This window comes from Thioalkalivibrio sp. ALD1, from assembly GCF_000381245.1.
GTDB lineage: Bacteria > Pseudomonadota > Gammaproteobacteria > Ectothiorhodospirales > Ectothiorhodospiraceae > Thioalkalivibrio.
In genome coordinates this window covers 198,923-221,109 of sequence record NZ_KB906241.1, presented here as the reverse complement: position 1 = coordinate 221,109, position 22,187 = coordinate 198,923, and the positions used below count along the sequence as shown (strand labels likewise).

The window sequence follows — 22,187 nt, the reverse complement described above, 5'->3', positions numbered from 1 at the left end:
TGCCACTGCGGGTACCGCGAGATGATGGATGCGCTGGTTCAGTTGCGCTCCTCCCTGCACCGGCACGGCTGGTGGCGCACCCTGGCCCTCATCCCGCGGAACATCCTGTTCCGGCTGACGGACTTCGACCGCAAGCATGGCACCAATACCGGCATGCAGGCCGAAGACGATGCGGGCCTGCCGCAGGAGCACGAGGGCTACGAGGGCGCCCCACCGCGCTTGTTCCATCGGATCATCTGGTCCCTGGATATTGCCCCGGCGCGCTACGCGTTCATCGATCTGGGGTCGGGCAAGGGCAAGGCGCTGCTGCTGGCCTCCCACCATCCGTTTCGCCGGATCATCGGAGTCGAGTACAACGCCCGTCTGGATGCGATCGCCGCCGCGAATGCGCGGATCTATCGGCACCCCGAGCGCTGCATGCACCGGATCGAAACCGTCTGCGGTGACGCCGGTGCATTCGAGTTGCCGCCGGGCGACCTGCTGATCTACCTGTTCAATCCCTTCAAGGCCGTGATCATGGAGCGCGTGCTGGCGAACCTCGAGAGCGCCCTGCAGGCCGACGCCGAGCGGGACGTGCTGGTGGTGTACCAGAACCCGACCCAGAGAAGGCTGCTGGACGAGGCGCCGTTTCTGGAGCGGGTGGCCTACCGGGAATACCGCACCAGGCGGCTGCGAAAGATGCCGATCGGCCGTGTCGCGGTTTATCGAAATCGCTGGAGCCCTGCTCGCGCTTAGCTACGCGCGAGCAGGGCCTTCACCGTACTGGCCCCCAGATACCCCCAGGTCTTCATGCGTCCCGGTCGGCGGACCAGGGCCTGAAAGAACGCGCGCCGGGCGATCCGTGCGTCTCCCTCCCAGTAGTGGTGGTAGCCGAAGGTGAAACAGGCATCGCCCAGGCGCTCGCGGACCCGGGACCAGGGGGTCGTTTCGCCATTGGGTCCCACCAGACCCCAGCGGCCCAGCGCCCGCTGGACCACTTCGACCTCGTAGTTCACATCCGGGTACTTGGTCATGCAGCCACGCCCGTGCAGGCGATAAAGGGCGGTGACCCGGTCCAGCTGGCGGTATTCGGTCAATCGCGAGGCTCGAATCCAGTAGTCATAGTCCTGGCCGCGTTTGAGCTGCGGATCGAACGAGCCGACCTGTTCCACCAGCTCCCGCCGCATCATTACCGTGATGGTATGCGGCAGGGATTCCATCAGCAGCTGGTTGTACACCCAGCCCGAACCCTCCGGGACAATTCCCGGCGCCTCGGTCACCGGGACCGGGGGGTCGGCCAGGGTATGGGCCGGGGCGAACTGCCCGCTGGCATCCGGCTTCCACGCCAGAAAATCCGTGTGCACCAGACCGATCTCCGGGTGCTGCTGCATATACAGCACCTGGGCTGTGAGCTTGCCGGGCAGCCAGACATCGTCGGAATCGATAAAGGCGATGAAGTCGCCCCGCGCCATTGCGATGCCGGCATTGCGGGCCACGGCTGCCCCCTGGTTCTGCTGGGTCAGCAGCGTCAGGCGGTTGCCATACCCGCGCAGGATTTCGATCGTTCCGTCGGTCGAGCCGTCGTCCACCACGATCAGTTCGATGCTGGGGTAGTCCTGATCCAGAACGCTGTCGACGGATTCCGCAATGTAGGCCGCCGTGTTGTAGGCCGGCATGATCACCGACACCAGTGGCTTGTGCAGGCGGGTCTCCGGTTCGGCCGGGACTGTACTGTGCGCCAGGGACGTTTCCACGGGTGACATCATCCCGCGCTGCGCTCTGGCGACCGGTGCAGCCAGTCATGCGTCCATATGGCCACCTGGTCGCGCCATTCGCGGCGGGCAAAGGTGTGGTTGGCGTCGGGCAGTTCGCGCAGGGTAACCCGTGGTTGTCGCAGCAGGCCGCTCCATGCCGGTGCGCTGGTGGCGACATCTCGAAATTCGGCGGCTGTCAGGTCTTCTCCACTCAGAATCACCAGGATCGGCCCCTGGAAGCGGCGCCACCCCTCGGCCATACGGTCCGGCAGGGGGGCAGGCTGGATACCGTTGGTGTCATGGTCGCCCGAGTCTCGGGAGCCCCCCGCACGAGGGCCCACGACCGTACCGACCATTCGTCCCAGAGAGCGCAAGGATACCCAGGGGTTGAAACGCCCCTTCAGGGCGCCCGACCAGAAGTCGCGCGAGAACAGTCGCTGGAGGTAGTAGGTCTTCAGGTAGGCGCGGGCCAGCCCCTCGTCGGTGCGGACCCAGGGGTTGGCCAGCACAAGGCCCGCTACGCGAGGGTCCCGCCAGGCATAGAACAAGGCCGCAGAGGCCGCACCGCACAGGCCCCAGATCGTCACCTCGCTCATCTCCGGCACCTCGGACGAGAAGGTATCCATCGCCGCGCGCAGGTCATCGTGCACCGCTTCGTAGTCGCGCTGGGGGCCGGAAGAGTCGCCCATGCCGCGGAAGTCGAAACGGAATACCGGGATCCCCTGGGCCGCCAGGTAGCGGGCCAGGAGCAGAAACTGGCGATGACTGCCGACGCGATACTGCGGGCCGCCCACGGCGATCAGCACACCTCGCGTGGCCCCGGCGGCACCGGGGTGGAGGATGCCGAGCAGCTCATCCTCGCCCAGCCGGAAGGTGACGGCCCGTTCGCTCATGCCGCACGTCCCAGACTGGCCGAACGCCGCAGGCAGCCCATGGTGTGGTCCAGCAGTTCCGGGGCCTCGAGGATGTCCGGCGCGTTCCAGAAGGGCTCGCCGGCTATGACCGATGCGTGGACCTCGACGCCCTGCTGGCGCCACGCCTCCAGCACTCGAGTACTCGCCGGCGACAGGGCGGCGCCTTCGATGTCGTTGATCTCGCACCAGTGCAGCGGTCCATTCTGCGGTGGTGCCAGGCGGGCCTTCGCCAGGGCGGCCGCCAGCTCCGGCGCGAGGGTATAGCCGGCGACTTCGACGGCTTCTCCGGATTCCAGGCGGGCGCGCAGCTGTCCCGTGCTTTCCTTGTCACCACCCATCATTGCGGCCGCCATGCGCAGGCGAAGGAACTGGGTCAGGTGCTGCTCGCCGTTGGTGATCGGTTGCCACAGCACGGTGGCCGCCACGGGCGGGGCGTGTGTGGCCAGAAGGTCGCTGATCAGCAAAGCGCCCGCGCGCAGTCCCCAAAGGATCACAGGACTCTCGTCGCCCGATGCGGACTCCAGGTGATCCAGGCAGCAAGTGAGGTCATCGAGCCAGATCTCCCAGCGCGCATCGCTGAAGTCGCCGCCGCTGTCCCCGCAGCCGTACAGGTCGGGCAGCAAGACCGCGAACCCCTCGTGGGCCATGCGCCGTGCCTGCAGTGCCACCATGCGTCGTGCCTTGTTCAGTTCCTCGGCGAACGGGGGGACAAACAGAACCCGTCCACGGACCGGGGTCCGGGATGCCGGGTGCAGTACATAAAAGATCGGGCTGGCGCAGCCCTGCAGGAAACCGGCTTCCACCTAGCCACCATTCTTGTGTTCAACGAAATCGACCAGGGCGCCGACGGTCTCGAAGGTCTCCGCACTGACGTCGTCATCATCGATCACGATGTCGAACTGTTCCTCCATCTCGTTGATCAAGGAAACCACCGCCATGGAGTCCAGCTCGGGGACCCCGCCCAGCAGAGGTGTGGAGCGGTCAAAGTTCTGGGCGCGGCCGTTCAGGCCGAGGGCGCTGTCAAGCAAGGCCTTGATGTGCTCGAGCGTCGACATGATGCAGATCTCCTGTTCCCTGGGGGCGCAATCCGTACAAAATCCGGAATCCCTATTCTGAAAGCATATGGCCGACAACTGGAGGCCTTCTGGGTACCAAATAATCAATACTTTAAAGTGGTCGGCAGCCCCTCCATCATTGAGTTTTACCTTTTGGCGGCATTTCTTTGCTGGAGGGTAAACGCGGAAACTTGTATATCGGCATGCCCACGGGAGCCATCACAGGCGGGCACTTGCTGCTGTTTCCTTAACGCCACTTCAGGCGACAGGAAGGCCAATGGCGGGACTATGTGGATGGTTTGGTGCGCCCAGGGAGGCGACGGGCGATATTCTCGGCCTGCAGGAGGCCGGGCTCCCTTCGGTCCCGGGTGAGTCCAGCGCGCGCTGCGATGGCCCCCGGGGCGGGTGTCTGGTCCAGGGCGGCTGGGTGGCCCAGGCCCCGGATGGGCTGATCGCGGGCATCACCGGCCATCCCCGGTGGCGGGAACAAGGCCTGCAGCGCCTGGCGCTGGAACAGTCGCCCGCGCATGCCTTGCTGGATGCCTATCGGCGTTTTGGCGAGGCCCTGTTCAGTCAGCTCGCGGGCGATTTTGTCGTGGCGATCCTGGACCCGGAGCGGCCGCGCCTGCTTGCGGGCGTAGACCGCATGGGACAGGCCTCGCTGCACTGGGCGGCGGTGCCGGGCGGGGTCGTCTTCGGGACAACGGCCGGCAGTGTGGTTCGCTATCCCGGTCTGAGTCGCGAGCCGACCCCTTCGGGGCTTTATCACTACCTCTTCTTCCATATGCTGCCCGCACCGGTCAGTGTGTTCGCGGGCGTCGAGAAGCTGCGCGCCGCGCACTACCTGGAACGCCAGGCGGACACAATCCGCGTGAAGCCGTACTGGCTCCCGCATTTCCGCGAGGCGCGCATGGGCAATGCCGCCGAGATGGGGACGGCCCTGCGGGATCAGCTGCGCAATGCCGTCAAGCAGCAGCGGGAGACGCCGAAGCCTGGGGCTTTTCTCAGCGGAGGGCTGGACAGCTCGACCGTGGCCGGGCTCCTGGCCGAGACCACCCCCGAGCCGCCGCCGACATTCAGCATCGGTTTCGATGCCCCGGGTTACGACGAGATGGAGTATGCACGCATCGCGGCCCGGCACTTTGCGACCCAGGCGAACGAATATTACGTGACGCCGGACGATGTCGTCGCCGCCGTGCCCCTGATTGCCGGCAGTTACGACGAGCCCTTTGGCAACTCCTCGGCACTTCCCGCCTATTTCTGTGCACGCATGGCGGCACAGGCGGGCGTGACCCGGATGCTGGCTGGCGATGGTGGTGACGAGCTGTTTGCCGGCAACGCGCGTTATGCCAAGCAGGGCCTGTTCGAGCACTGGCAGCGTCTGCCGCGCCCATTGCGCCAGGGCATGCTGGAGCCCCTGATGACGCGCATCCCGCAACAGGCGGGGTGGCTGGGCAAGGCGCGTCGCTACGTGGAGCAGGCGCGTATCCCGCTGCCCGATCGGCTGCAGACCTACAACTACCTGTATCACCTGTCGCCCACGAGCATGTTCGAGCCGGAGTTTCTCGCGGCGGTGGACACGCGGGCGCCATGGGATTTGATGCGCGAGATCCACGATCAGCCGGCGCACGCCTCGCCGCTCAATCGCATGATGTACCTGGACTGGCAGCAGACCCTGGCCGACAACGACCTGCGCAAGGTGACGCGCATGTGCGAGCTGGCCGGCGTGGATGTCGTCTTTCCGATGCTGGATGACGACGTGGTGGAGTTCTCTCTGGGCATCCCGTCCGACCAGAAACTGCGCGGGCAGCGGCTGCGCCACTTCTACAAGGAGGCGATGCAGGGGTTCCTGCCCGACGCCATCATCGACAAGAAGAAGCATGGCTTTGGTCTGCCCTTCGGGGTGTGGATGCACGACCACGCGCCGCTACGCGAACTGGCCTATGACAGCCTGCTGCGGCTCAAGGGGCAGGGCTTTCTGCGGCCGCAGTTCATCGACGAACTCATTTCGCTGCACCGCGACGGACACGCGGCCTACTACGGCGACATGGTGTGGGTGCTGATGATGCTGGATCTCTGGCTGCACGCCCCGTCGAGCGAGATGCCAGCCGAAGCGCGCGCCCAGGCGGGCGGTTACTGAACCCGACAGACCACGTGCCGGTGCTTGCCACCGGCTTCCGGGGCGATCGCCTCGACTTGGCGGACCTCCACCGTCAGGGGGTCCCCCAGGGTCTGCGTGAAGGCGCGCCGCAGGCGCTGCTCCACGGCCTCGGGCAGTGGCTTGTCGAGGACCAGCAACAGCTCGATCCGGTCCGGCGCGTGCTGGATGATCTTGTAGGAGCGCAGGCCCGCGATCTCGCGCAGGCAGTAATTGAAATGACTGCCGTGTACCCAGCGGCCATCGAGCGCGATCAGGCCGTCGTTGGCCCGCCCCTCGATCTCCCGCAACAGGGGCAGGCCGCGGCCGCAGGGGCAGGGCGCCGGGTCCAGCGCGCCACGATCATCGGTGCGGTAGCGGATGAAGGGATACTCCGGACCCATCAGATTGGTGACCACGATCTGCCCGGTCTCGCCGGCCGGAAGTGGTCGCCCGGCATCGTCCAGGATCTCGACGATCAGTGCCTCGGCGGTCAGGTGCAGCCCGCCATGCGGGCATTCGCGTGCGATCAGGCCGGCATCCCGGCCACCATACTCGTTCGCGACCCCACAACCCAGTACGTCGGTAATGATCGCTCGCCACTCCGGGCGCAGGACCTCCGACGTGGTAAAGGCCACCCGAATGCCCAGGTCATCCAGGCGCCGGCCCTGTTCCCGCGCGTGCGCGCAGACCCGTGCCAGCACGGAGGGATAGCCGAAGATCATGCGCGGGCGGAACTCGCGAATCTGGTCAATGATGGCATCGACCCGTGCCCGGTCGAGGTCGCGGGCCGGGACCAGGCGCGAGCGCAGCACGCGGTCGCGCCAGGACCGCAGGCGATTCTGCGCGTCGGTCTCGTTCGGCGCGCCCCACAGGACCAACTCGCGATCGCCAATGTCGACATCCCACCACCGGGTCGCGCGCCACTTGGCGGCGATGTCCATCGCAATGCGCTCGCGCCCCAGCCAGAAGGCCAGCGGTTCGCCGGTCGAACCGCTGGTACGTTGCGCGACCAGGCCTTGTGCCCCGTCCGCTCGCCACTCATGGCCTGCCTGGCGCAGCACGGCCTTGTCGATGACCGGCAGGCGCTCAAGATCCGCAAGGCACGTCAGCGCGCGGGGTGACCAGTCCTGGTCGGCGAACCACTGGCGATAGAACGGAATCTGTTGTGCCACGCGTTCGAGCAGGATCTGCAGGCGGGTCAGCTGCAGGTTCTCCAGCGCCTCGGGCGTCCACCACTGGGTCGCCTCCAGCGCCTTGCGCAGGGGCACCGTCGGGTGCCCCTTCAGCCGTTCGTGCACGGGAAAGGCGCCATGTGCGACCAGCGATGTGTACAGCCCCATCTTCAGGCGCGCCGTGGCAGGCGATGTCCGACGGGTCCGGCGATCGTTTCGAAGGCCGCGACCAGTTCCGGAATCCGCACCCGCCAGTCATTCGCCCGTGCATGGGACAGGATCACCGAGCGGTCCCATTCGCGACCCAGGGCCTCGTGGATCGCTGAGCGCAGTGCGTCATGATCCCCGTACGGGACGATCAGCCCCACCTGCTCCGAGGCGACCACCTCGGCGTTGCCTCCCACATCCGTGGTGACGATGGGCAGCCCGCAGGCCGAGGCCTCCAGGAAGACATTCGCCCAGCCTTCAAAACGCGTGGCAAGCACGAACAAGTCCCCTGCGGAGTACACGAACCGCAGCTCGTCGGGCGCGACGGGCCCGAGGAACCACACCCGGTCCTGCAGCCCCAGTGACTGGACCTGCTGGCGCAGCTCGGGCTCGTTGTTTCCCTCGGGGGTGCCGCCTCCGGCAATCACCAGATGCAGGTCCGGGTGCTGTTGCAGCAACTCCGGCAGGGTCGCGATCACCCGGTGAAAGCCCTTGCGCTCGGACAGCCCGCCGACGGAGATCAGGAATTGCCCCTCAGCGGGCAGGCCCAGGCGCTTCCGGGCCTGGGCCCGCTCCTCCGGCTTGAAGCGGTCGAGATCGGCCCCGTTTCCCACGACCTGCACGTGGTCGGGCTCGATGCCCCAGTCCAGTGCCTCGTCGCGCAGCGCGCCGGCCACCGAGAACACTCGCGCTGCATCCTCCAGCGCCCGGCGAATCTGCACCCGGTGCAGCGGCCGGTTGCGGAAACGGTTCAGGCTGCCGCGCAGGGTGATGGTATAGGGGCGGTGCAACCAGCGTGACAGCCAGCGCGCGGCGACCCCGTCGGGATAGATGAAATGGGCATCGATCACGTCGAAGCCGAACTCGCGCTGCAGCCGGCGCATCAGGCGCAGACTGCCGAGCGCCTGAAAGAAACCGTCGGTCCACTTGAACAGGCCCGGGATACACAGGAAACGGGGGTGGTAGACGCGAATCGACCCCTGCATCTCGAAGGCCGGCAGCGGCGGTCGGGCGTGCGGACGCAGGCGTCCCAGCCAGTTCTGGAACGGGAACCAGGGCGCCGGGGCGACGACGACCAGATCGAGATGTTCGGCGACACGGCGCATGCGCTCGCGCACGAACAGCCCCAGATTGGGCTGCGCCGCGCTCGGGTACACGCGGGTGTAGACCACCAGACGTGGGCGCCCGTCATCCGGCACGCAGCACCTCCGGCCGGGCCCGCAGCCCGTCGTAGACCGACTGGTAGCGCGCGACACTCGCCGCCCAGGTGCGCTCCTGCTCCACGAAGCGCCGCCCGTTCTCCCGCACCCGTGGCCAGTGTTCCGAGTGCTCCAGCGTTTCCAGCACTCGGGCGGCCAGGGCCTCCGGGTTGTCGGCGGGGAACAGCCAGCCGGTCTCGCCATCCCGGATCAGTTCCCGGTGTCCGCCCACGTCCGATGCCACCAGCAGGCGTCCCTGGGCCATTGCCTCCAGTGGTTTCAGCGGCGTGACCAGATCGGTCAGGCGCATCGAATGGCGCGGATACACGAGCAGGTCGACCAGGTCGTAGTAGCGCTGCACCTGGTGATGCGGGACGCGCCCGGTGAAGATGACACGATCCTGGATGCCGAGGTGTTCGGCCCGGGCCTTCAGGCGCTCGGCTTGCGGCCCGCCCCCGACCAGCAGGATGCGGACATCGGGCGCTCGGGCCCGGATGCGCGGGTAGGCCTCGAGCAGGATATCGAGCCCCTCGTAGGCATAAAAGGACCCGAGAAAGCCGAGCACACGGGCGTCGCCCAGACCCAGTTCGGCCTTCAGGGCGGGATCGGGCTCACCGCCCAGGTGGAAGTCATCCGCGTCCACCGCATTGGGGATCACAGTGACCCGCTCGGCCGGGATGCCGCGCGCGATGATGTCGCGGCGCAGCCCCTCGCAGATGGTGGTGACATGTCCCACGCGCTTCAGGGCATAGGTCTCCAGCTCCCGCGTCAGGCGGTAGCGCAGGCCATGTTCGCGGGCGGTGCCATGGTCTACCGCGGCGTCCTCCCAGAATGCCCGCACCTCGTAGACCACCGGGATCCCCAGCCGGCGACCGGCACGCAGGGCCGGCAGGGCATTCAGTGCGGGCGAGTGGGCATGGATGATGTCGGGCGCGACCTGGCAGGCGACGCGGGTCAGCCGCTGGGTCAGTGCCTGCATCAACCCCCATTGTTCGATACCCGGGATCGCACTCGCGTTGTGGGCCGTTCGGTAAAAGTGCAGGCCGTCGATCGTCTCCTCGTCCGCCTGGGCCACCGTGTGCTTGGGGCTGGTCAGGTGAAAGGTCCGCCAGCCCCTGCGGCGTTGCTCGCGCAGGATGGCCGCGGTGCGAAAGGTGTACCCGCTGTGCAGTGGTATGGAGTGATCGAGGACGTGGAGGATTTTCATGCCGCAGCCCTCGCTTCGCCGCCCGGCACTGGTCGGGTCACTACGAGCCAGAATCCCAGGCAGCGTAGTGTGTCCGCGTCGAGCCGGCGAAACGGCTCGGCCAGATAAGGCGTCACTGCCGCCACATCCTCGTCCAGTGCCTCGGCCGTGGATTCGAAATGCCGTATCACCAGCCCTGCGTTCTTGATTGCATGCTGGTAGCGGTCCAGACGCCAGCGGTTCGGTACACCCTTGCCGGCATACATCCAGTGCCACAGACCGACCGGCCAGGTGAGAAAGTCGAGTGGGTTCTCGCGGTGCAGGCCGTGGCTCTTGAGGTCCACCTGGTGGACCGCCAGCCCCCCCGGTTTCAGGGCCGTCGCCATGTCGCGGAAGGTCGCGTCCAGGTCGTTGACGTGTTCCAGCACCGCGCGCGAATAGATCAGGTCGACCTCGGAGTTCAGGCCCGAAAGTCCATCCCGGGTCACGCGATATTCCAGTCGCTCGCTGCGAAAACCCGAGGCCGGATCGCCTGGGCGCTCAAAGCACGCGGCCGCCCGTTCATGGGCCTCGGGATCCAGGTTGTCCAGCAGGCACTGCAGGACCTCCAGCTGAAAGGGGCTGCGCTGCGACAGGGCAAAGCGGTCGACACAGGTCACCCGGGCCGCGCCATGGGCCAGCATCAGCAGCGCCACGCCGGGTACATCGCCGGGCCCGTACTCCAGCAGGTACTTGTCGCGAAGGCTGCCCTCGATCGCCTCGGGCGGGACCGCCAGCTGATCGAAGTAGTCGAAGAAACAGGTGGTGAAGTACTGCGCCACGGATTCCGCCGTCTCCGCGCCCCGACCACGGCCGGTCTCGTGGGTCAGTCGCACATAGAGCCCCGGGGCCCCTCGGGCCAGGAGGTTGCTGAGGATGGCGCGGGTGGCACGCGAGGCATCGGCAACGGGACGACGTCCATACATGGCTAGGCTCCAGGCAGGACACAGCCGCTGCGCGGGCTGGTCGGTTGCACCTTTTCCAGAAAGGTCTGGAACATCATCAGTGACCACAGCGCCGCGCTGTGATCGCGTGCGCCCCGGCCGTGCTCGTCGACCAGACGCCTGAGGGTGTGCTCGTCGAACAGCCCGGAATCACGCATCTGCTCGCCCAGCACCCGCTCGTGCATTGCCTCGCGCAGTGGCCCCCGGAACCAGTTGGCCAGGGGTACGGCGAAGCCCCGCTTGCGCCGATAGAGAATCGAGTGGGGCAGGTAGGGTTCCATCGCCTTTTTCAGGACCGCCTTGCCTTCGCCATCGCGCAGCTTCAGTTCCGGTGCGAGCGTGGAGGCCCACTCCACCAGCGGGTGATCCAGCAGTGGTACGCGAACCTCCAGTGAGTGCGCCATGCTGGCGCGGTCGACCTTGGTCAGGATGTCGCCCGGGAGGTAGGTCTTGAGGTCCAGGTACTGCACCAGCGAGAGCGGGTCATCGGTCGGGGCCCGCCCGGCATGGGCACGCAGCACCTCGACCGCCCCGTAGCCCTGCAACTCGCGCCGGAACGCCGGCGAGAATAGTGTGCTGCGCTGCTCGTCGCGCAGCACCGACACACCCTGGAAGTAGCCCTCGACCGCATCCCGCGCCAGTGCCTGGAAGGTGGCTCGGGCGCGCAGCGGACGCGGGGCCCAGTCCGCCTTGGGGTAGACCTGGGCCAGGCCGCCGAACAGCACGCGTCGCAGGCCCAGGGGCAGCGGGTTGCGCAGGCGTTCCTCGGCCAGGTGATGCCGATACCGGCGATAGCCCGCCAGGTTTTCGTCGCCCCCGTCGCCGGACAGCGCGACCACGACCTGTCGGCGCGCCTGCTCGCAGACGCGGTAGGTCGGCAGGGCCGAGCTGTCGGCAAACGGCTCGTCATAGAGATCGCCCAGGCGTTCCAGCAGCGCAAAGTCATCGGGGTCGACCTCGCGGTTGTGATGGTCCGTCGCGTAGCGCTCGGCGACCTCCCGGGCATAGCGCGACTCGTCATATACGGGGTCGGAAAAGCCGATGGAACAGGTGCGCACGGGCTCGGTGGAGAGCCCGGCCATCATCGCCACCACGGCGCTGGAATCCACGCCCCCCGACAGGAAGGCGCCCAGTGGCACCTCGGCAACCATGCGGATGCGTACGGCCTCGCGCAGGCGTTCGGTCAGCTCCTCTGCCGCCTCCGACATACCGATGGGGGCGGCTGTCGCAAAGGGGACATCCCAGTACGCACGCGGGCTGGCGGCGGAGCGCTGGTTGCGGCGTACGGTCAGCGTATGCCCCGGTGGCAGTTTGTGGACGCCGGCCAGAATGCTGCGCGGCTCGGGCACATAGCCAAAGGCGAAGTACTCCTCTACCGCGCAGGGGTCGAGCTCACGCGTCTGCCCGGGGTGGGCCAGCAGGACCTTCAGCTCGGAGCCAAAGATCAGCTGGTCATCTGGCAGCTCGCTGTAGTAAAGCGGTTTGATGCCCAGGCGATCGCGTGCCAGAAACAGGGTTTGGGTGTGGCGGTCCCAGAGGGCGAAGGCGAACATCCCGCGAAAGCGCTGCACGCAGTCTTCGCCCCATTCCTCCCAAGCGTGCACGATGACTTCCGTATCGCAGTGGGTACGAAAGCGATGGCCTGCCCGCTGGAGTTCGTGGGTCAGCTCCGGGAAGTTGTAGATCTCGCCGTTGTAGGTGACGACGACGCTCCCATCCTCGTTGAACAGCGGCTGCTGGCCACCTTTGAGGTCAATGATGGACAGGCGTCGATGCGCCAGCCCGACCCCCGGCTCCAGGTGGATACCGCCCTCGTCCGGGCCCCGGTGGAACTGGGTGGCGTTCATGCCCTCCAGGCAGGCGCGATCAATCGGGCGCCGTCCATGCAGATCGAAAATGCCTGCGATACCACACATGTCAGCGCCCCATCGTTCCGTGTTGTCGCCGGCGGCTCCCTGCCCGAACCGAGGGGGTCCGGGCGTTGGCCTTGTCCAGCAGGTTGTCGTAAACCCCGAGATAGCCCTCCACCATGGCATCCATGCTGAACTGCGCCTTGGCACGGGCGCGGGCCGCCTGACCCATGCGCTCGCGGGCATCGGGACTGGCGAGGCCGTCAGCAATGGCGTCGGCGAGGGCGGCAGGCATCCCAGCGGGCACCAGGGTCCCCGTTTCCCCCGGGGCCACCAGGTCGGGATTACCGCCCACCTTGGTCGCAATCACCGGCAGCCCGGAGGCCATGGCCTCGAGAATGGTGTTGCAGATGCCTTCGGCCAGTGACGGGAGGATAAAGAGGTCCATGGCTCGCAGGCACTGCGGAATATCCTCGCGGGCACCCGGTAGCCATGCCTGTTGCGCGACACCGGCGGCTTCCAGGCGCTGGAGGGCGCTTTCCCTCAAGGGACCCTCACCCACGATCACCAGGCGAAGGCGGTCGAAAGGCACAGGAGCGTTTTCGCGCAGGGCAATGAACGCCTCCACGAGATCCAGCGGGGCCTTCACCGCCTGCATCCGCATTACACTCCCGATCACGATGTCCTCGGGTCCGGCAAAGTTCGAGGGCCAAGGTCCGGTGCGCACACCCTCGCGTGGGTGGAAGCGCCGGGTATCCACCCCGTTGTAGATGTGCGTCAACCGCTCGGGGCTGACACCAATCCTCTGTTGCAGGTAGTCCATCTGGTGTCGCGACAAGGCGATATACCGGCCGACCAGGGGCCGCACCAGCCTTCGCATGTGGCGATGCTTGTCGCGGGAGCCGTCCAGGTCCGCGATATCCCATCCATGCTCGCCATGCACCCGGGCACGCACTCCGGCGAGCGTAGCGATGACCTGTGCCTCCAGCGTGGCGAGATTGCGGGTATGGACGATCGCCGGGCGCAGCTCGCGCAACAGCCGCCAAAGGCGCCGGTGCACGCCAAGGTCCTTGCCTTCGCGCTTGTGCAGGGCGTGCAGGGTGACGTCCTCGCGTTGCAGACGTTCGCTGAACCGCGTGTAGTCGGTCATGCAGATGATCGCGTGTCGGTAGCGCTCGGCCGGCATGTGGTTAAGCAGGTTGACCAGACCGTTCTCCATGCCGCCGACATCCAGGCGATGGATGACATGGGCCACGCATGGGCGCAGGTCAGAGGGGCTGTCCTGGGAGGCGCGGGCGTTCATCGCTGGTTGACGTCCTGCAGCTGTTCCAGCATCTGCGGCATTGCGGCTTCCACATAGGCCCGCATCGCGTCCTCGGCCGGCTGCGGGTCGTCGCGGTACTCGGCATAGATCACAATGAGTGCGGCATCGTCACGCCCGCCCAGCACGCGGCTGATGGCCTCGCGCGCCTTGACTTCGAAGGGACGGGTGGTGAGGTGCCCGTTCACCCAGTACCACTGCCAGGCCACCATTTGCTGGTGGCGGCCGCGCAGCAGGACTCGTTGCGGGTCGGGATATCCCGCCACCTCCGCATGGCCGCGGCGGGCCTGGCTCCATTCCGCCCGCTCGCGGCCTGCCAGCGTGTTGTGCCAGCCAAGCATGTTTCCGTGGCGTGCCTGTTCGCGGTAGAAGCCCAGGTGCATGCCGACCACCGCCCGAGAATCGTTCACGACCCAGCCGCCGCGCTCGGCGCGCATGAACTGATAGCCGGGCTGCCAGCCGGGCCGGTCCTGAGTGGGCACCGCGGCCCATCCCGATGGCACCACCGGTCCGCTGCCCAGCCCCTGCACCGGGCCGAGGTCCCGAGTGTCCATCCAGTAGGTGTATACAGGGCCCAGCGTGACCACCAGTGCGGCGATGACCGCCACATGGGCAAAGCTCATGGCTCCGGCCTGCGGGGTGTTCGCAGGGGCCCGGCGAGCGGGTTTTGTGGCTGCCCCATCCTCGCGCCAGATCGCGCCGATCCAGAACATCAGGAAGATCACGATGCCAAAGAAGACCCACCCGTAGATCAGGTGATCGGCGCCCGCGGCATACTCCATGCCGCTCAGGTGGCCCACCATTACGATCATGTATGCGCGCAGGCCATTGGCGACGATCGGCACGATGATCGCGACACCGACGAAGGCGAGCCGCCGCCAGAGGCTGCGGTACATCAGGTAGGCATACAGCGTCCCCAGCGCGACCGAGGCGATCAGATAGCGCACGCCGCTGCAGGCCTCGACCACCGACCAGCGTCCGGTCGGCAGCTCGAAATGCAGGCCGTCTCGGTAGATCGGTATCCCGGACAACTGCACGGCTGCAACGGTGAAATTCGCGGTGAAGTCCATCAGCGGGGGCACCAGAAATTCGCCAAAGGGGACGGCGAACAGCAGGTAGGCCAGGGGAAACTGCAGTACACGCACTACCGCGGTGCCCATCACGAGCCACACCAGGAAAGGGATCACCAGGGTCGCGGAGAACTGGCGTACCGAGGTGACATCCACCAGCTCGCCCATCACCCAGGCCAGCCCAAGCAGCACGATGGGGATCAACGCCAGGGGAAAGGGGTGGGGGGATGCAGCCGCCAGGTCATCACGCTTGAGATACATCAGAAACAGCACGATCGGCACGATCAGGAACCCGTGCGCGAAGGTGTCCGAACGCGCCCAGGTATCCACCATCGAGAGATAAGTGGGTGCGAACACGATCAGCACGATGGTGATCAGGGCAGTCAGGGCCAGCGCGGGCGCCCACCAGCGCTGTGCTTGTGGCCGGGTCATTACGGCAGGCGGTGCGCTCATGCATCCCCCCGGGAGGCGATGGCCTCGCTCTCGGGTGCCAGCCCGCTCTCGAGATAGTCGCGCAGGCGAGCGAGATTGTGCCCCCAGTCGTAGTCCGTAGTGATGCGTCGGCGGGCACGAGCGGCCATCTGGGGATCGGGCTGTTCCAGACACTGCAGGACCGCACGGGCGAAAACGTCGGGATCGGTCTCGGCCTCGATCACCTCGTCATTGCGTACGGCGGTGATTCCCTCGAGCGCCTGCGGGGAGGCGACGACCGGGCGTGCCAGGGCCATGGCTTCCAGCACCTTGTTCTGGACGCCGCGCGCAATCCGCAGGGGCGCCACCGAGACCGCGGCACCGCCGACCCAGGGGCGCATGTCCTCCACCGGCCCCACGACCTCGACGCCCGGCTGGCGTTCCAGTTCGCGGACCTCCGGCGCGGGCCGGCTGCCGACAATATAAAAACGCACATCCGGGTGTACCTGGCGAATGCGTGGCAGGACGGATTCCGCGAACCAGACCACCGCCTCCACGTTCGGCCAGTAGTCCATGGCCCCGCTGAACACGATCGGCTGGAAATGATCCGGATAGGGGCTCTTGTTCGGTAGCTGCTGTGGGTCGAAGTACGCCGCGTCCACGCCGTTGTTCAGTGCATGTACTCGATCGGCGCTTTCCGGTGCCAGGGCCCGGAACGCCGCGGCCTCGTCGGGAGACACAAACAGGCTGGCCTCGCTGCGCGCCGCGACCTGCCGTTCATAGCGCAACAGCTGGCGGCCCTCGCGGCGGTAGATCGCGCTCATTGGCCAGGGCTTGCTGGCGGCGTACTGGGTCCACTTGTCGGAGTCGACATCCACGAAGTCCACCACGCGCGTCAGGTCGGCCCGGTGCGGCAGGTATTGCGCCATCGCCGAGGAGAACACCAGCGCACGGGTGATCTCGTGCTGCCCCAGCACCTGGTCGACCCAGCGCTGCAGCTCCGCATCGCGATACCAGGGCAGGGTCAGTGGTTGCTGTGTCAGCAGGCCCCGCAGCGCACGCCATTTTGCGCGCCCCGGCGAGAGCGGCCGAACGCAGACGCCCTCGCAGCAGCGCTCCAGCTCTTCGACGTAAGCAGCGTCGGCCGGATCATCGATAAAGGTGCCCAGGTAGACCCGATAGCGCCGCGTCAGATCGCGCAGGATATGGTGCGAGCGAATCTTGTCGCCTTTGTTGGGCGGCCACGGGATTCGATGGGTCAGATAAAGTACGGCATCCATTACAAACTCACCCGCTGCTGCGGTCGAAACGGAAGCCCCAGTGCGACCCTTCCCCGGGTGTGCTGGGGTGTTGACTAACGATCACGAGCACTACCCGAGATTGCGGGACAGCCAGGGCCCCACGCGGTTGGCCACGCCCAACGGCAGTCGCTGCCACGCCTGGATGAAGTAGCGGTACTTCGGGTTGAGCGGGTTCACGTCGGGCATGGCCCGGGCACGCACCAGGTCGTACTCGTAGTACAGGGGCTGCGGTTCGAAGCCCCAGTTCTTCTTGAAGCTGAACGACCCGGTATCGCGCTTGCTGCGGCCAAAATCGAAGATGCGCCGCCCCGACTCGCAGGCTCGCCGCATCACCTCCCAGTACATGAAGTCATACCCGGCCACCTCGCGGGCGCGCGGTGTGCCGCCGCCGTAGTAGGGCAGGACCTGGTCGCGGAAGTAGAAGTTGAGCACGCTGGCCACAGGGGTCCCCGCGTCGGTGATCGTGAGAATCTGGCAGTCGTCGCCGAACACGGTGCGCAGGATGCGGAAGTAGCGCCGGCTGAACACGGGCGTCCCCATGCGGTGCACGTTGGCCGCATAGATCGGGAAGAAGCGATCGATGTCCTGGTCGATCTCGCTGACCAGGCCGGCCTTGATGCCCTTGCGCACCATGCGCCGCTGTTTGCGCGGTATCGCCTCCAGGTTCTCTTCGACCTCTTTCGCCATCTCCTTGCGAAAGGTCACATACAGGTGCTTGGTCGGCCGATCCGGGTGGTAGGGCGCCATATGGCGGTACTCGAGATAATCCACCTTGTACTGCCGCGCGAGCTCCCGGGCCCGGTTGTCCAGGGCCAAGAATGCCTCTTCCGTACGTGCGGCGATGCCGCCATACACGCAGAAGGGCAGCGAAACCAGGGAATGGCCGAAAAACAGACTGCGTACGCGCGCCAGGGGCAGGACCCCTTCGATCCCGTTCGGGCCCTCGGCAAACAGGAAGTGCGTCGAGTGTCCGAAGGCCCGTTCGATCACCGTCTGCCAGCCCGCTCGGTGGAAGAACGTCGCCACCGGACAGGTCTCGACGAAGGCGTCCCAACGCGCCACATCGGCGGGTCCGAGTTCCTGGACCCGAATCGTGGATGCGGGCGCCACCGTGGGATGCTGGTCAGTGGACTTGAGCATGGCTTTTCGCTGTCGTTGGGGTTGGTGCTGGCGCCGGCGTCGGGCGGGCGAGCAGATGGGCAAAGACTTGATCCATGCGATCCCAGCGGAAGTCCTGCAGCAGCCGTTGCAGCCGTTGCTCCGTTCGTCCCAGGTTGAGGTAGTGACGAAAGCGGGTCTTGACACTGACCCCGGGGATACGCGGCTGCCCCGGGTCGATCTCCCAGGGGTGGAAGTAGAACACCCCGGACAGCCCGTCCCGGGTGTTGATCCTCCGCAATGCCTGCCGCGAGACGGCATACGGCAACAGCCGAAAGTAGCCACCTCCGGCCGCCGGCAGATTGCGGCCGGCCACGCGCAGGGTGGCCGGTGGGAGTTCCAGCACGCCTTGGGGCCCCCGCGGACGGTAGGGGTGGCGCGGCGCGGTCGGCGTGCCGTAGTGGTCGTGCTGCACCGGATAGATGCTCGAACTGTAGGTGTGTCCCGTCTCGGCCAGCAGGTCGAGTGCCCAGAGGTTGTCCTCGCCGATCGAGAAGCTGGGGGCGCGGTAGCCACGCACCTCGACTCCGGCGATGTCCTCCAGGATGGCCTTGGCGCGGACCACGTCTTCGCGAAACGTCTGGGGCCCCAGCTCGGTCACCCGCTGGTGGCCGTATCCGTGGCTGGCCAGCTCGTGTCCGGCGTCGACGATCCGGCGAACCGCCTGCGGGTAGCGCTCGGCGATCCAGCCAAGGGTAAAGAAGGTCGCGCGCACCTGGTGATGATCGAACAGCGCCAGGATCCGCTCGAGGTTGTATTCCACACGGCACTCCTGGTTCTCCCAGCAATGCCTCGGGAAATGCGGCGCCAGCGCCGAGACCTGAAAGTAGTCTTCTACATCGACGGTCAGGGCATTGGATACGGGAGGCTGCGCGGACGACATGGCGGATTCCCCGGGCACTAGTGCCGGGCGACCTCCTTGTGATTGAGGTCCGAGAACTTGTTCAGCGAGTCCAGCGTGTCGAGGATGCGCTGGGACTGCCGGAAGCTGATCGCCAGGGCGTGTTCGATCCGGTCCAGGCGTTTTTCCATGACCTCGAAGCTGTCTTCCAGGCGAATCAGGGTCAGTTCGTTGGCAACGGCTCGGTCGGGATCGACAGCACCATTGAGGGCCCCGGTGGCGGCCCCGGTGGCGGCCCCGTTCGGTCCTGTTGCGGCGGCTTCTTCCCTACCGAAGTCTTCCTCGATCTCTTCGATCACCCGGTGTGCTTCGTCGGCGTCGAGGTCGTAGCGCTCCTCGAGATAGCCCATCAGCAACAGGCGGTCGCACAGGGTGTTCACCTTGCGCGGGATGCCGCCGGTGAACTCGTGAATCACAGGCCAGATATCGGTGGCGAAGTGGGGCGTTCCCTCCCATCCCACGCGCGACAGGCGGTGTTCGACGTAGGCGCGGGTATCGCCCTCGTCCATCGGGCCCAGGTGATAGGTGGCGATCACCCGCTGGCGCAGCTGCTGCATGTTTTCGCTGCGAAGGATGTCGCGAAACTCCGGCTGGCCCAGCAGGAAGCTCTGCAGCAGCGGCCCGTCAATGCCCTGAAAATTGGACAGCATCCGCAGCTCTTCCACTGCATCCATGCTCAGGTTCTGCGCCTCGTCCACCACCAGCAGCGCCCGCTGCCCCCGTGAACGCGTGTTCAGCAGGAAGCGTTCCATGTGGCGCAGCTGGCTGGCCTTGTCGTCGCCGGTTCCTTCCAGGCCGAAGGCCAGACACACCGAACGCAGCAGGTTCTCGGCATCGAGCTGGGTGCTGACCAGTTGTGCCGCGAGTACCCGCTTGGTGCCGAGTGTCTCGAACAGACTGCGCACCAGAGTCGTCTTGCCGGCCCCGACCTCGCCGGTGATGACGATGAATCCCTCTTCCTGCTGCACGCCGTATTCGAGGTAGGCCATGGCACGGCGATGGCCCTTGCTGGCGTAGAAGAATTTCGGGTCCGGGCTCAGGGCGAATGGTTTGCCCTGCAGCCCATAGAAGTTCTCGTACATGCTCAGAACTCCTTAGTGATCAGCGCGAGAATCGAGTTCTCCCGGTATTCGTTGACCCGGCTGTTCGAATCCCGCTGCTGGTAGCGGTACGCCAGACTGCCCCGCAGGTCGGGGGCGAACTGGCGGTTCAGGCTGGCGCGGAAATAGAAAAAGTCGTCTTCGCGGTCGCTGCCAAGAAACTCCGTGCGCGAGATCCCGGAGCTCAGCTCCGTGGTGGTGCGCGGTCCCAGCGTCAGCTCCCAGAACGCAATCACGCCGGTGCGTCGGTGGTCGTCCTCGAACAGCCCTTCTCCGACCTGAAATTCCGCCTCGCGTCGGGTCTGGTAGCCGGTAACTCCGACCACACTGCGACCGGTGTCGTAACGCCAGTTCGCGCGCACGCTGCGCGTCAGGTAGAAGCCCTGGACGAGCGCCTCCTGCGTGATGATCGGGTTGTTCAACAGAAAGGCGATCTCCTCCAGTGTGTACTGGTCAAAGAGTTCATCGATGGTCATCCCCTCGAGTGCCGCCAGTTGGTTGAACTGGAATTCGCGACGATCGCGGGTCGAGGTAATGCCTTCGGTGTAGCTGATCCCGTAGCTGTGGCGGCGACTGCGATGCGTCGCGCTGAGGGCGCGTGTCTTGCCGAAAAAGCGCTCGCCATAGCGGGCCTCGACCGAAGTCACTGGCGTCGGGGTCCAGCCCACACCCACTTCCCAGAAGCTGCCGTCGTTCTCGTCGCGCAGGGTTTCGTAATCGTTGAATTCCTCGCCCACGACTCCGAATACGCGCACGGTGCGCCCGATGTGGTAACCCAGAGTCGCGCTGATCTCGCTGAACTCGCCCTCCAGACCGTCCTCGTACTTCAGCCGGTCGTAGAAGCCCGCCAGCTGCCAGAACACCTGATCGAACAGCGGACCGCTGTCCAGGGTGTACTCGGCCCGGTTGCCGGTGCTGCTGGCGCGGTTGCTTCGGTGGTAATGCCGTTCGTCGTAGGTGTAGCGAATGTCCTGGCGGGCAAAGGTGCCGAACTCGTTTTGCAGGTTGGGCGACACGCTGTAATAAGAGGTCTCTTCGATGTTGCGGCGCGGGGTGCTGCCGCCAACGCCGACCGGATCCAGCAGCGAGGTGGCCTGTTCCCGGCGCGAGGCGGTCACATCGACGAAGAACGTGTCCTGTATGACTTCGGTCTGGTTGTGAGCGCGCAGCATGTGCGTCGTGCGGTCTTCGCTCGACTCGGACAGGTGCCTGCGGTGGTTGAGCTGATAATCCACTCGGGTGTCATTGCGTACGCCGTCCCGGCGCAGGGTAAAACCCGGGCGTGCATGCCCGATCAGGTCGGCATCTTCCTGTCCCCGCGGCGCCAGGCGGACGTTGTCGGTGACCTCCGCCCCCACGGTTACCCGTGGCGTAAAATCCCATCCGGTCGCCAGGGCCGTGGTGGGCAGTGCCATCGAACTCCCGCCCAGTGCGGCCAGAAGGCAAACGGCACGGCCTCGCCGCTGTATCGAGGTCCCTTTCGCAGTCGCAGAATGTACCCATCCCTGGTTAGTGCTCATGACTCACCTCTCCATACGGGCGGTCGTGGTAGTAGCCGCCATCGCCAAAGCCCGGAGTGGAGGGCGCCCGGTTGAGCGCGGTCAGCACCACGTCGCAGCCAGCAAGCTGCTGCATCGCGTTTTCCACCGAGGCGGCCGGCGTGCGGTCGGCGTCGACCACCATCACGACCTGCCCCATCCCGGCAGCCAGCACACCCGGTTCACTGGTGGCCAGCAGCGGCGGGGAGTCGAAGAGGATGATGCGGTCCTGATAGCGATCGTGGAGTTCATCGAGCAATGTCCGCATGGCATCGCTGGCCAGGATCTCGGTGGACCGACCGTGCGGGCGACCGGCGGGCAGTACGCTGAGGTTCTCGATGCTGGTCCGCAGAAGGACATCGGGGATGGTCAGATCCGGGTCGGTGAGGACATCCATCAGCCCGCGATCGGCCTCGAATCCGAGGACCCTGGGGATCGATGGGTGGGCCACGTCGGCATCCACCAGCAACACCGTGCGATCGATCTCCATGGCCATGCTGATCGCCAGGTTGGTGGCCAGAAAGGTCTTGCCCTCGCGGGGTAGCGCACTGGTCATCATGATCAGCCGGCCGCGAGGAATCCGCATGGCCGAATGACGCCCGAACGCGTTGTTCAGCAGTGGCCGTTTCATCATCCGAATCTCTTCGGCCAGATTGGAACGCTGGTCGCCGGGCACGATCAGTCCCTGCCGTCGCAGGTGTCCAAAATCGATACGCGCCGATACCGGGTGTTCGCCGTGCGCGGGTGTCGGGGTGGCGGGGCTGCCCGCGTCCTGGTCCGGGTGTTCGGGTTGAGCTCCGGCGGGCGAGGGACGCAAGGGCGCCGATCGGTTCTTGTCCAGGGCTTTTTCAATGATGCTCATGTTTGTCTGGCTCCCCTTGCCGTGCGCCGGTCCCGGTCCGCAGGACCGGCGCCTCCATGGAACAAATGCATCCCACTCCCCGATGC

Annotated in this window: 19 protein-coding genes; 2 read left to right on the top strand and 17 right to left on the bottom strand. The window is 66.2% G+C overall.

The features are described from left to right. Positions 1 to 21 precede the first annotated feature (21 nt). Positions 22 to 735: a class I SAM-dependent methyltransferase gene (locus tag F623_RS0101105; RefSeq protein ID WP_018861138.1), complete on the top strand. Its 714-nt coding sequence runs from the start codon at positions 22 to 24 to the stop codon at positions 733 to 735. On the opposite strand, the gene F623_RS0101100 is transcribed toward F623_RS0101105, so the two are convergent. Genes F623_RS0101100 through F623_RS0101085 form a run of 4 tightly spaced genes read right to left on the bottom strand, consistent with a single transcriptional unit; the run spans position 732 to position 3,702 of the window. Further along, positions 732 to 1,733: a glycosyltransferase gene (locus F623_RS0101100; protein ID WP_026278620.1), complete on the bottom strand. Its 1,002-nt coding sequence runs from the start codon at positions 1,731 to 1,733 to the stop codon at positions 732 to 734. The genes F623_RS0101105 and F623_RS0101100 overlap by 4 nt on opposite strands. 8 nt (positions 1,734 to 1,741) lie before the next feature. After that, on the bottom strand, positions 1,742 to 2,626 hold the full coding sequence (locus F623_RS0101095; RefSeq protein ID WP_018868147.1) for a hydrolase 1, exosortase A system-associated: 885 nt from the start codon (positions 2,624 to 2,626) through the stop codon (positions 1,742 to 1,744). Next, complete coding sequence (locus tag F623_RS0101090; protein WP_018868148.1) at positions 2,623 to 3,450, bottom strand: hydrolase 2, exosortase A system-associated; 828 nt, start codon at positions 3,448 to 3,450, stop codon at positions 2,623 to 2,625. The genes F623_RS0101095 and F623_RS0101090 overlap by 4 nt, the downstream gene beginning before the upstream one ends. Further along, positions 3,451 to 3,702, bottom strand: coding sequence for an acyl carrier protein (locus F623_RS0101085; RefSeq protein ID WP_018861142.1), 252 nt, complete (start codon positions 3,700 to 3,702; stop codon positions 3,451 to 3,453). Positions 3,703 to 4,129: 427 nt separating this feature from the next. On the opposite strand from F623_RS0101085, the gene F623_RS0101080 reads away from it, so the two are divergent. Continuing rightward, a complete protein-coding gene (locus F623_RS0101080) occupies positions 4,130 to 5,842 on the top strand; it encodes an asparagine synthetase B (RefSeq protein ID WP_026279345.1) in 1,713 nt (570 codons plus the stop codon). Here the strand turns inward: F623_RS0101080 and F623_RS0101075 are convergent. From F623_RS0101075 to F623_RS0101015, 13 genes are all read right to left on the bottom strand, one after another. Next, entirely contained in the window at positions 5,836 to 7,182 is a 1,347-nt protein-coding gene (locus F623_RS0101075) for a phenylacetate--CoA ligase family protein (protein ID WP_018868150.1), read from the bottom strand. The genes F623_RS0101080 and F623_RS0101075 overlap by 7 nt on opposite strands. Positions 7,183 to 7,184: 2 nt before the next feature. Next, positions 7,185 to 8,420 carry a glycosyltransferase gene (locus F623_RS0101070; protein WP_018868151.1) on the bottom strand — a complete coding sequence of 412 codons (1,236 nt, stop codon included), beginning with the start codon at positions 8,418 to 8,420 and terminating at the stop codon, positions 7,185 to 7,187. Then, positions 8,410 to 9,627 (bottom strand): TIGR04063 family PEP-CTERM/XrtA system glycosyltransferase, encoded by a 1,218-nt coding sequence (locus F623_RS0101065; RefSeq protein ID WP_018868152.1) that lies wholly within the window; start codon positions 9,625 to 9,627, stop codon positions 8,410 to 8,412. Before F623_RS0101065 ends, F623_RS0101070 begins: the two co-directional genes overlap by 11 nt. Further along, positions 9,624 to 10,571, bottom strand: a complete 948-nt coding sequence (locus F623_RS0101060; RefSeq protein ID WP_018861147.1) for a methyltransferase domain-containing protein — start codon at positions 10,569 to 10,571, stop codon at positions 9,624 to 9,626. The genes F623_RS0101065 and F623_RS0101060 overlap by 4 nt, the downstream gene beginning before the upstream one ends. Positions 10,572 to 10,573: 2 nt before the next feature. Beyond that, a complete protein-coding gene (locus F623_RS0101055; RefSeq protein WP_018868153.1) occupies positions 10,574 to 12,505 on the bottom strand; it encodes an XrtA/PEP-CTERM system amidotransferase in 1,932 nt (643 codons plus the stop codon). A 1-nt stretch (position 12,506) separates the two neighbouring features. Continuing rightward, entirely contained in the window at positions 12,507 to 13,742 is a 1,236-nt protein-coding gene (locus F623_RS0101050) for a TIGR03088 family PEP-CTERM/XrtA system glycosyltransferase (protein ID WP_018868154.1), read from the bottom strand. Beyond that, positions 13,739 to 15,283, bottom strand: a complete 1,545-nt coding sequence (gene xrtA, locus F623_RS0101045; protein WP_026279346.1) for an exosortase A — start codon at positions 15,281 to 15,283, stop codon at positions 13,739 to 13,741. Before xrtA ends, F623_RS0101050 begins: the two co-directional genes overlap by 4 nt. Continuing rightward, positions 15,280 to 16,521, bottom strand: coding sequence for a TIGR03087 family PEP-CTERM/XrtA system glycosyltransferase (locus F623_RS0101040; RefSeq protein ID WP_018861151.1), 1,242 nt, complete (start codon positions 16,519 to 16,521; stop codon positions 15,280 to 15,282). The genes xrtA and F623_RS0101040 overlap by 4 nt, the downstream gene beginning before the upstream one ends. 90 nt (positions 16,522 to 16,611) lie before the next feature. Beyond that, positions 16,612 to 17,682 carry a FemAB family XrtA/PEP-CTERM system-associated protein gene (locus tag F623_RS0101035; RefSeq protein ID WP_018861152.1) on the bottom strand — a complete coding sequence of 357 codons (1,071 nt, stop codon included), beginning with the start codon at positions 17,680 to 17,682 and terminating at the stop codon, positions 16,612 to 16,614. Then, positions 17,666 to 18,583 (bottom strand): XrtA system polysaccharide deacetylase, encoded by a 918-nt coding sequence (locus F623_RS0101030; RefSeq protein WP_018861153.1) that lies wholly within the window; start codon positions 18,581 to 18,583, stop codon positions 17,666 to 17,668. Before F623_RS0101030 ends, F623_RS0101035 begins: the two co-directional genes overlap by 17 nt. 17 nt (positions 18,584 to 18,600) lie before the next feature. After that, positions 18,601 to 19,683: an XrtA/PEP-CTERM system-associated ATPase gene (locus F623_RS0101025; protein WP_018868156.1), complete on the bottom strand. Its 1,083-nt coding sequence runs from the start codon at positions 19,681 to 19,683 to the stop codon at positions 18,601 to 18,603. A 2-nt stretch (positions 19,684 to 19,685) separates the two neighbouring features. Continuing rightward, positions 19,686 to 21,116 (bottom strand): TIGR03016 family PEP-CTERM system-associated outer membrane protein, encoded by a 1,431-nt coding sequence (locus F623_RS0101020; RefSeq protein WP_018861155.1) that lies wholly within the window; start codon positions 21,114 to 21,116, stop codon positions 19,686 to 19,688. A 94-nt stretch (positions 21,117 to 21,210) separates the two neighbouring features. Continuing rightward, positions 21,211 to 22,101, bottom strand: a complete 891-nt coding sequence (locus tag F623_RS0101015) for an XrtA-associated tyrosine autokinase (protein WP_018868157.1) — start codon at positions 22,099 to 22,101, stop codon at positions 21,211 to 21,213. Between the last annotated feature and the right edge of the window lie 86 nt (positions 22,102 to 22,187).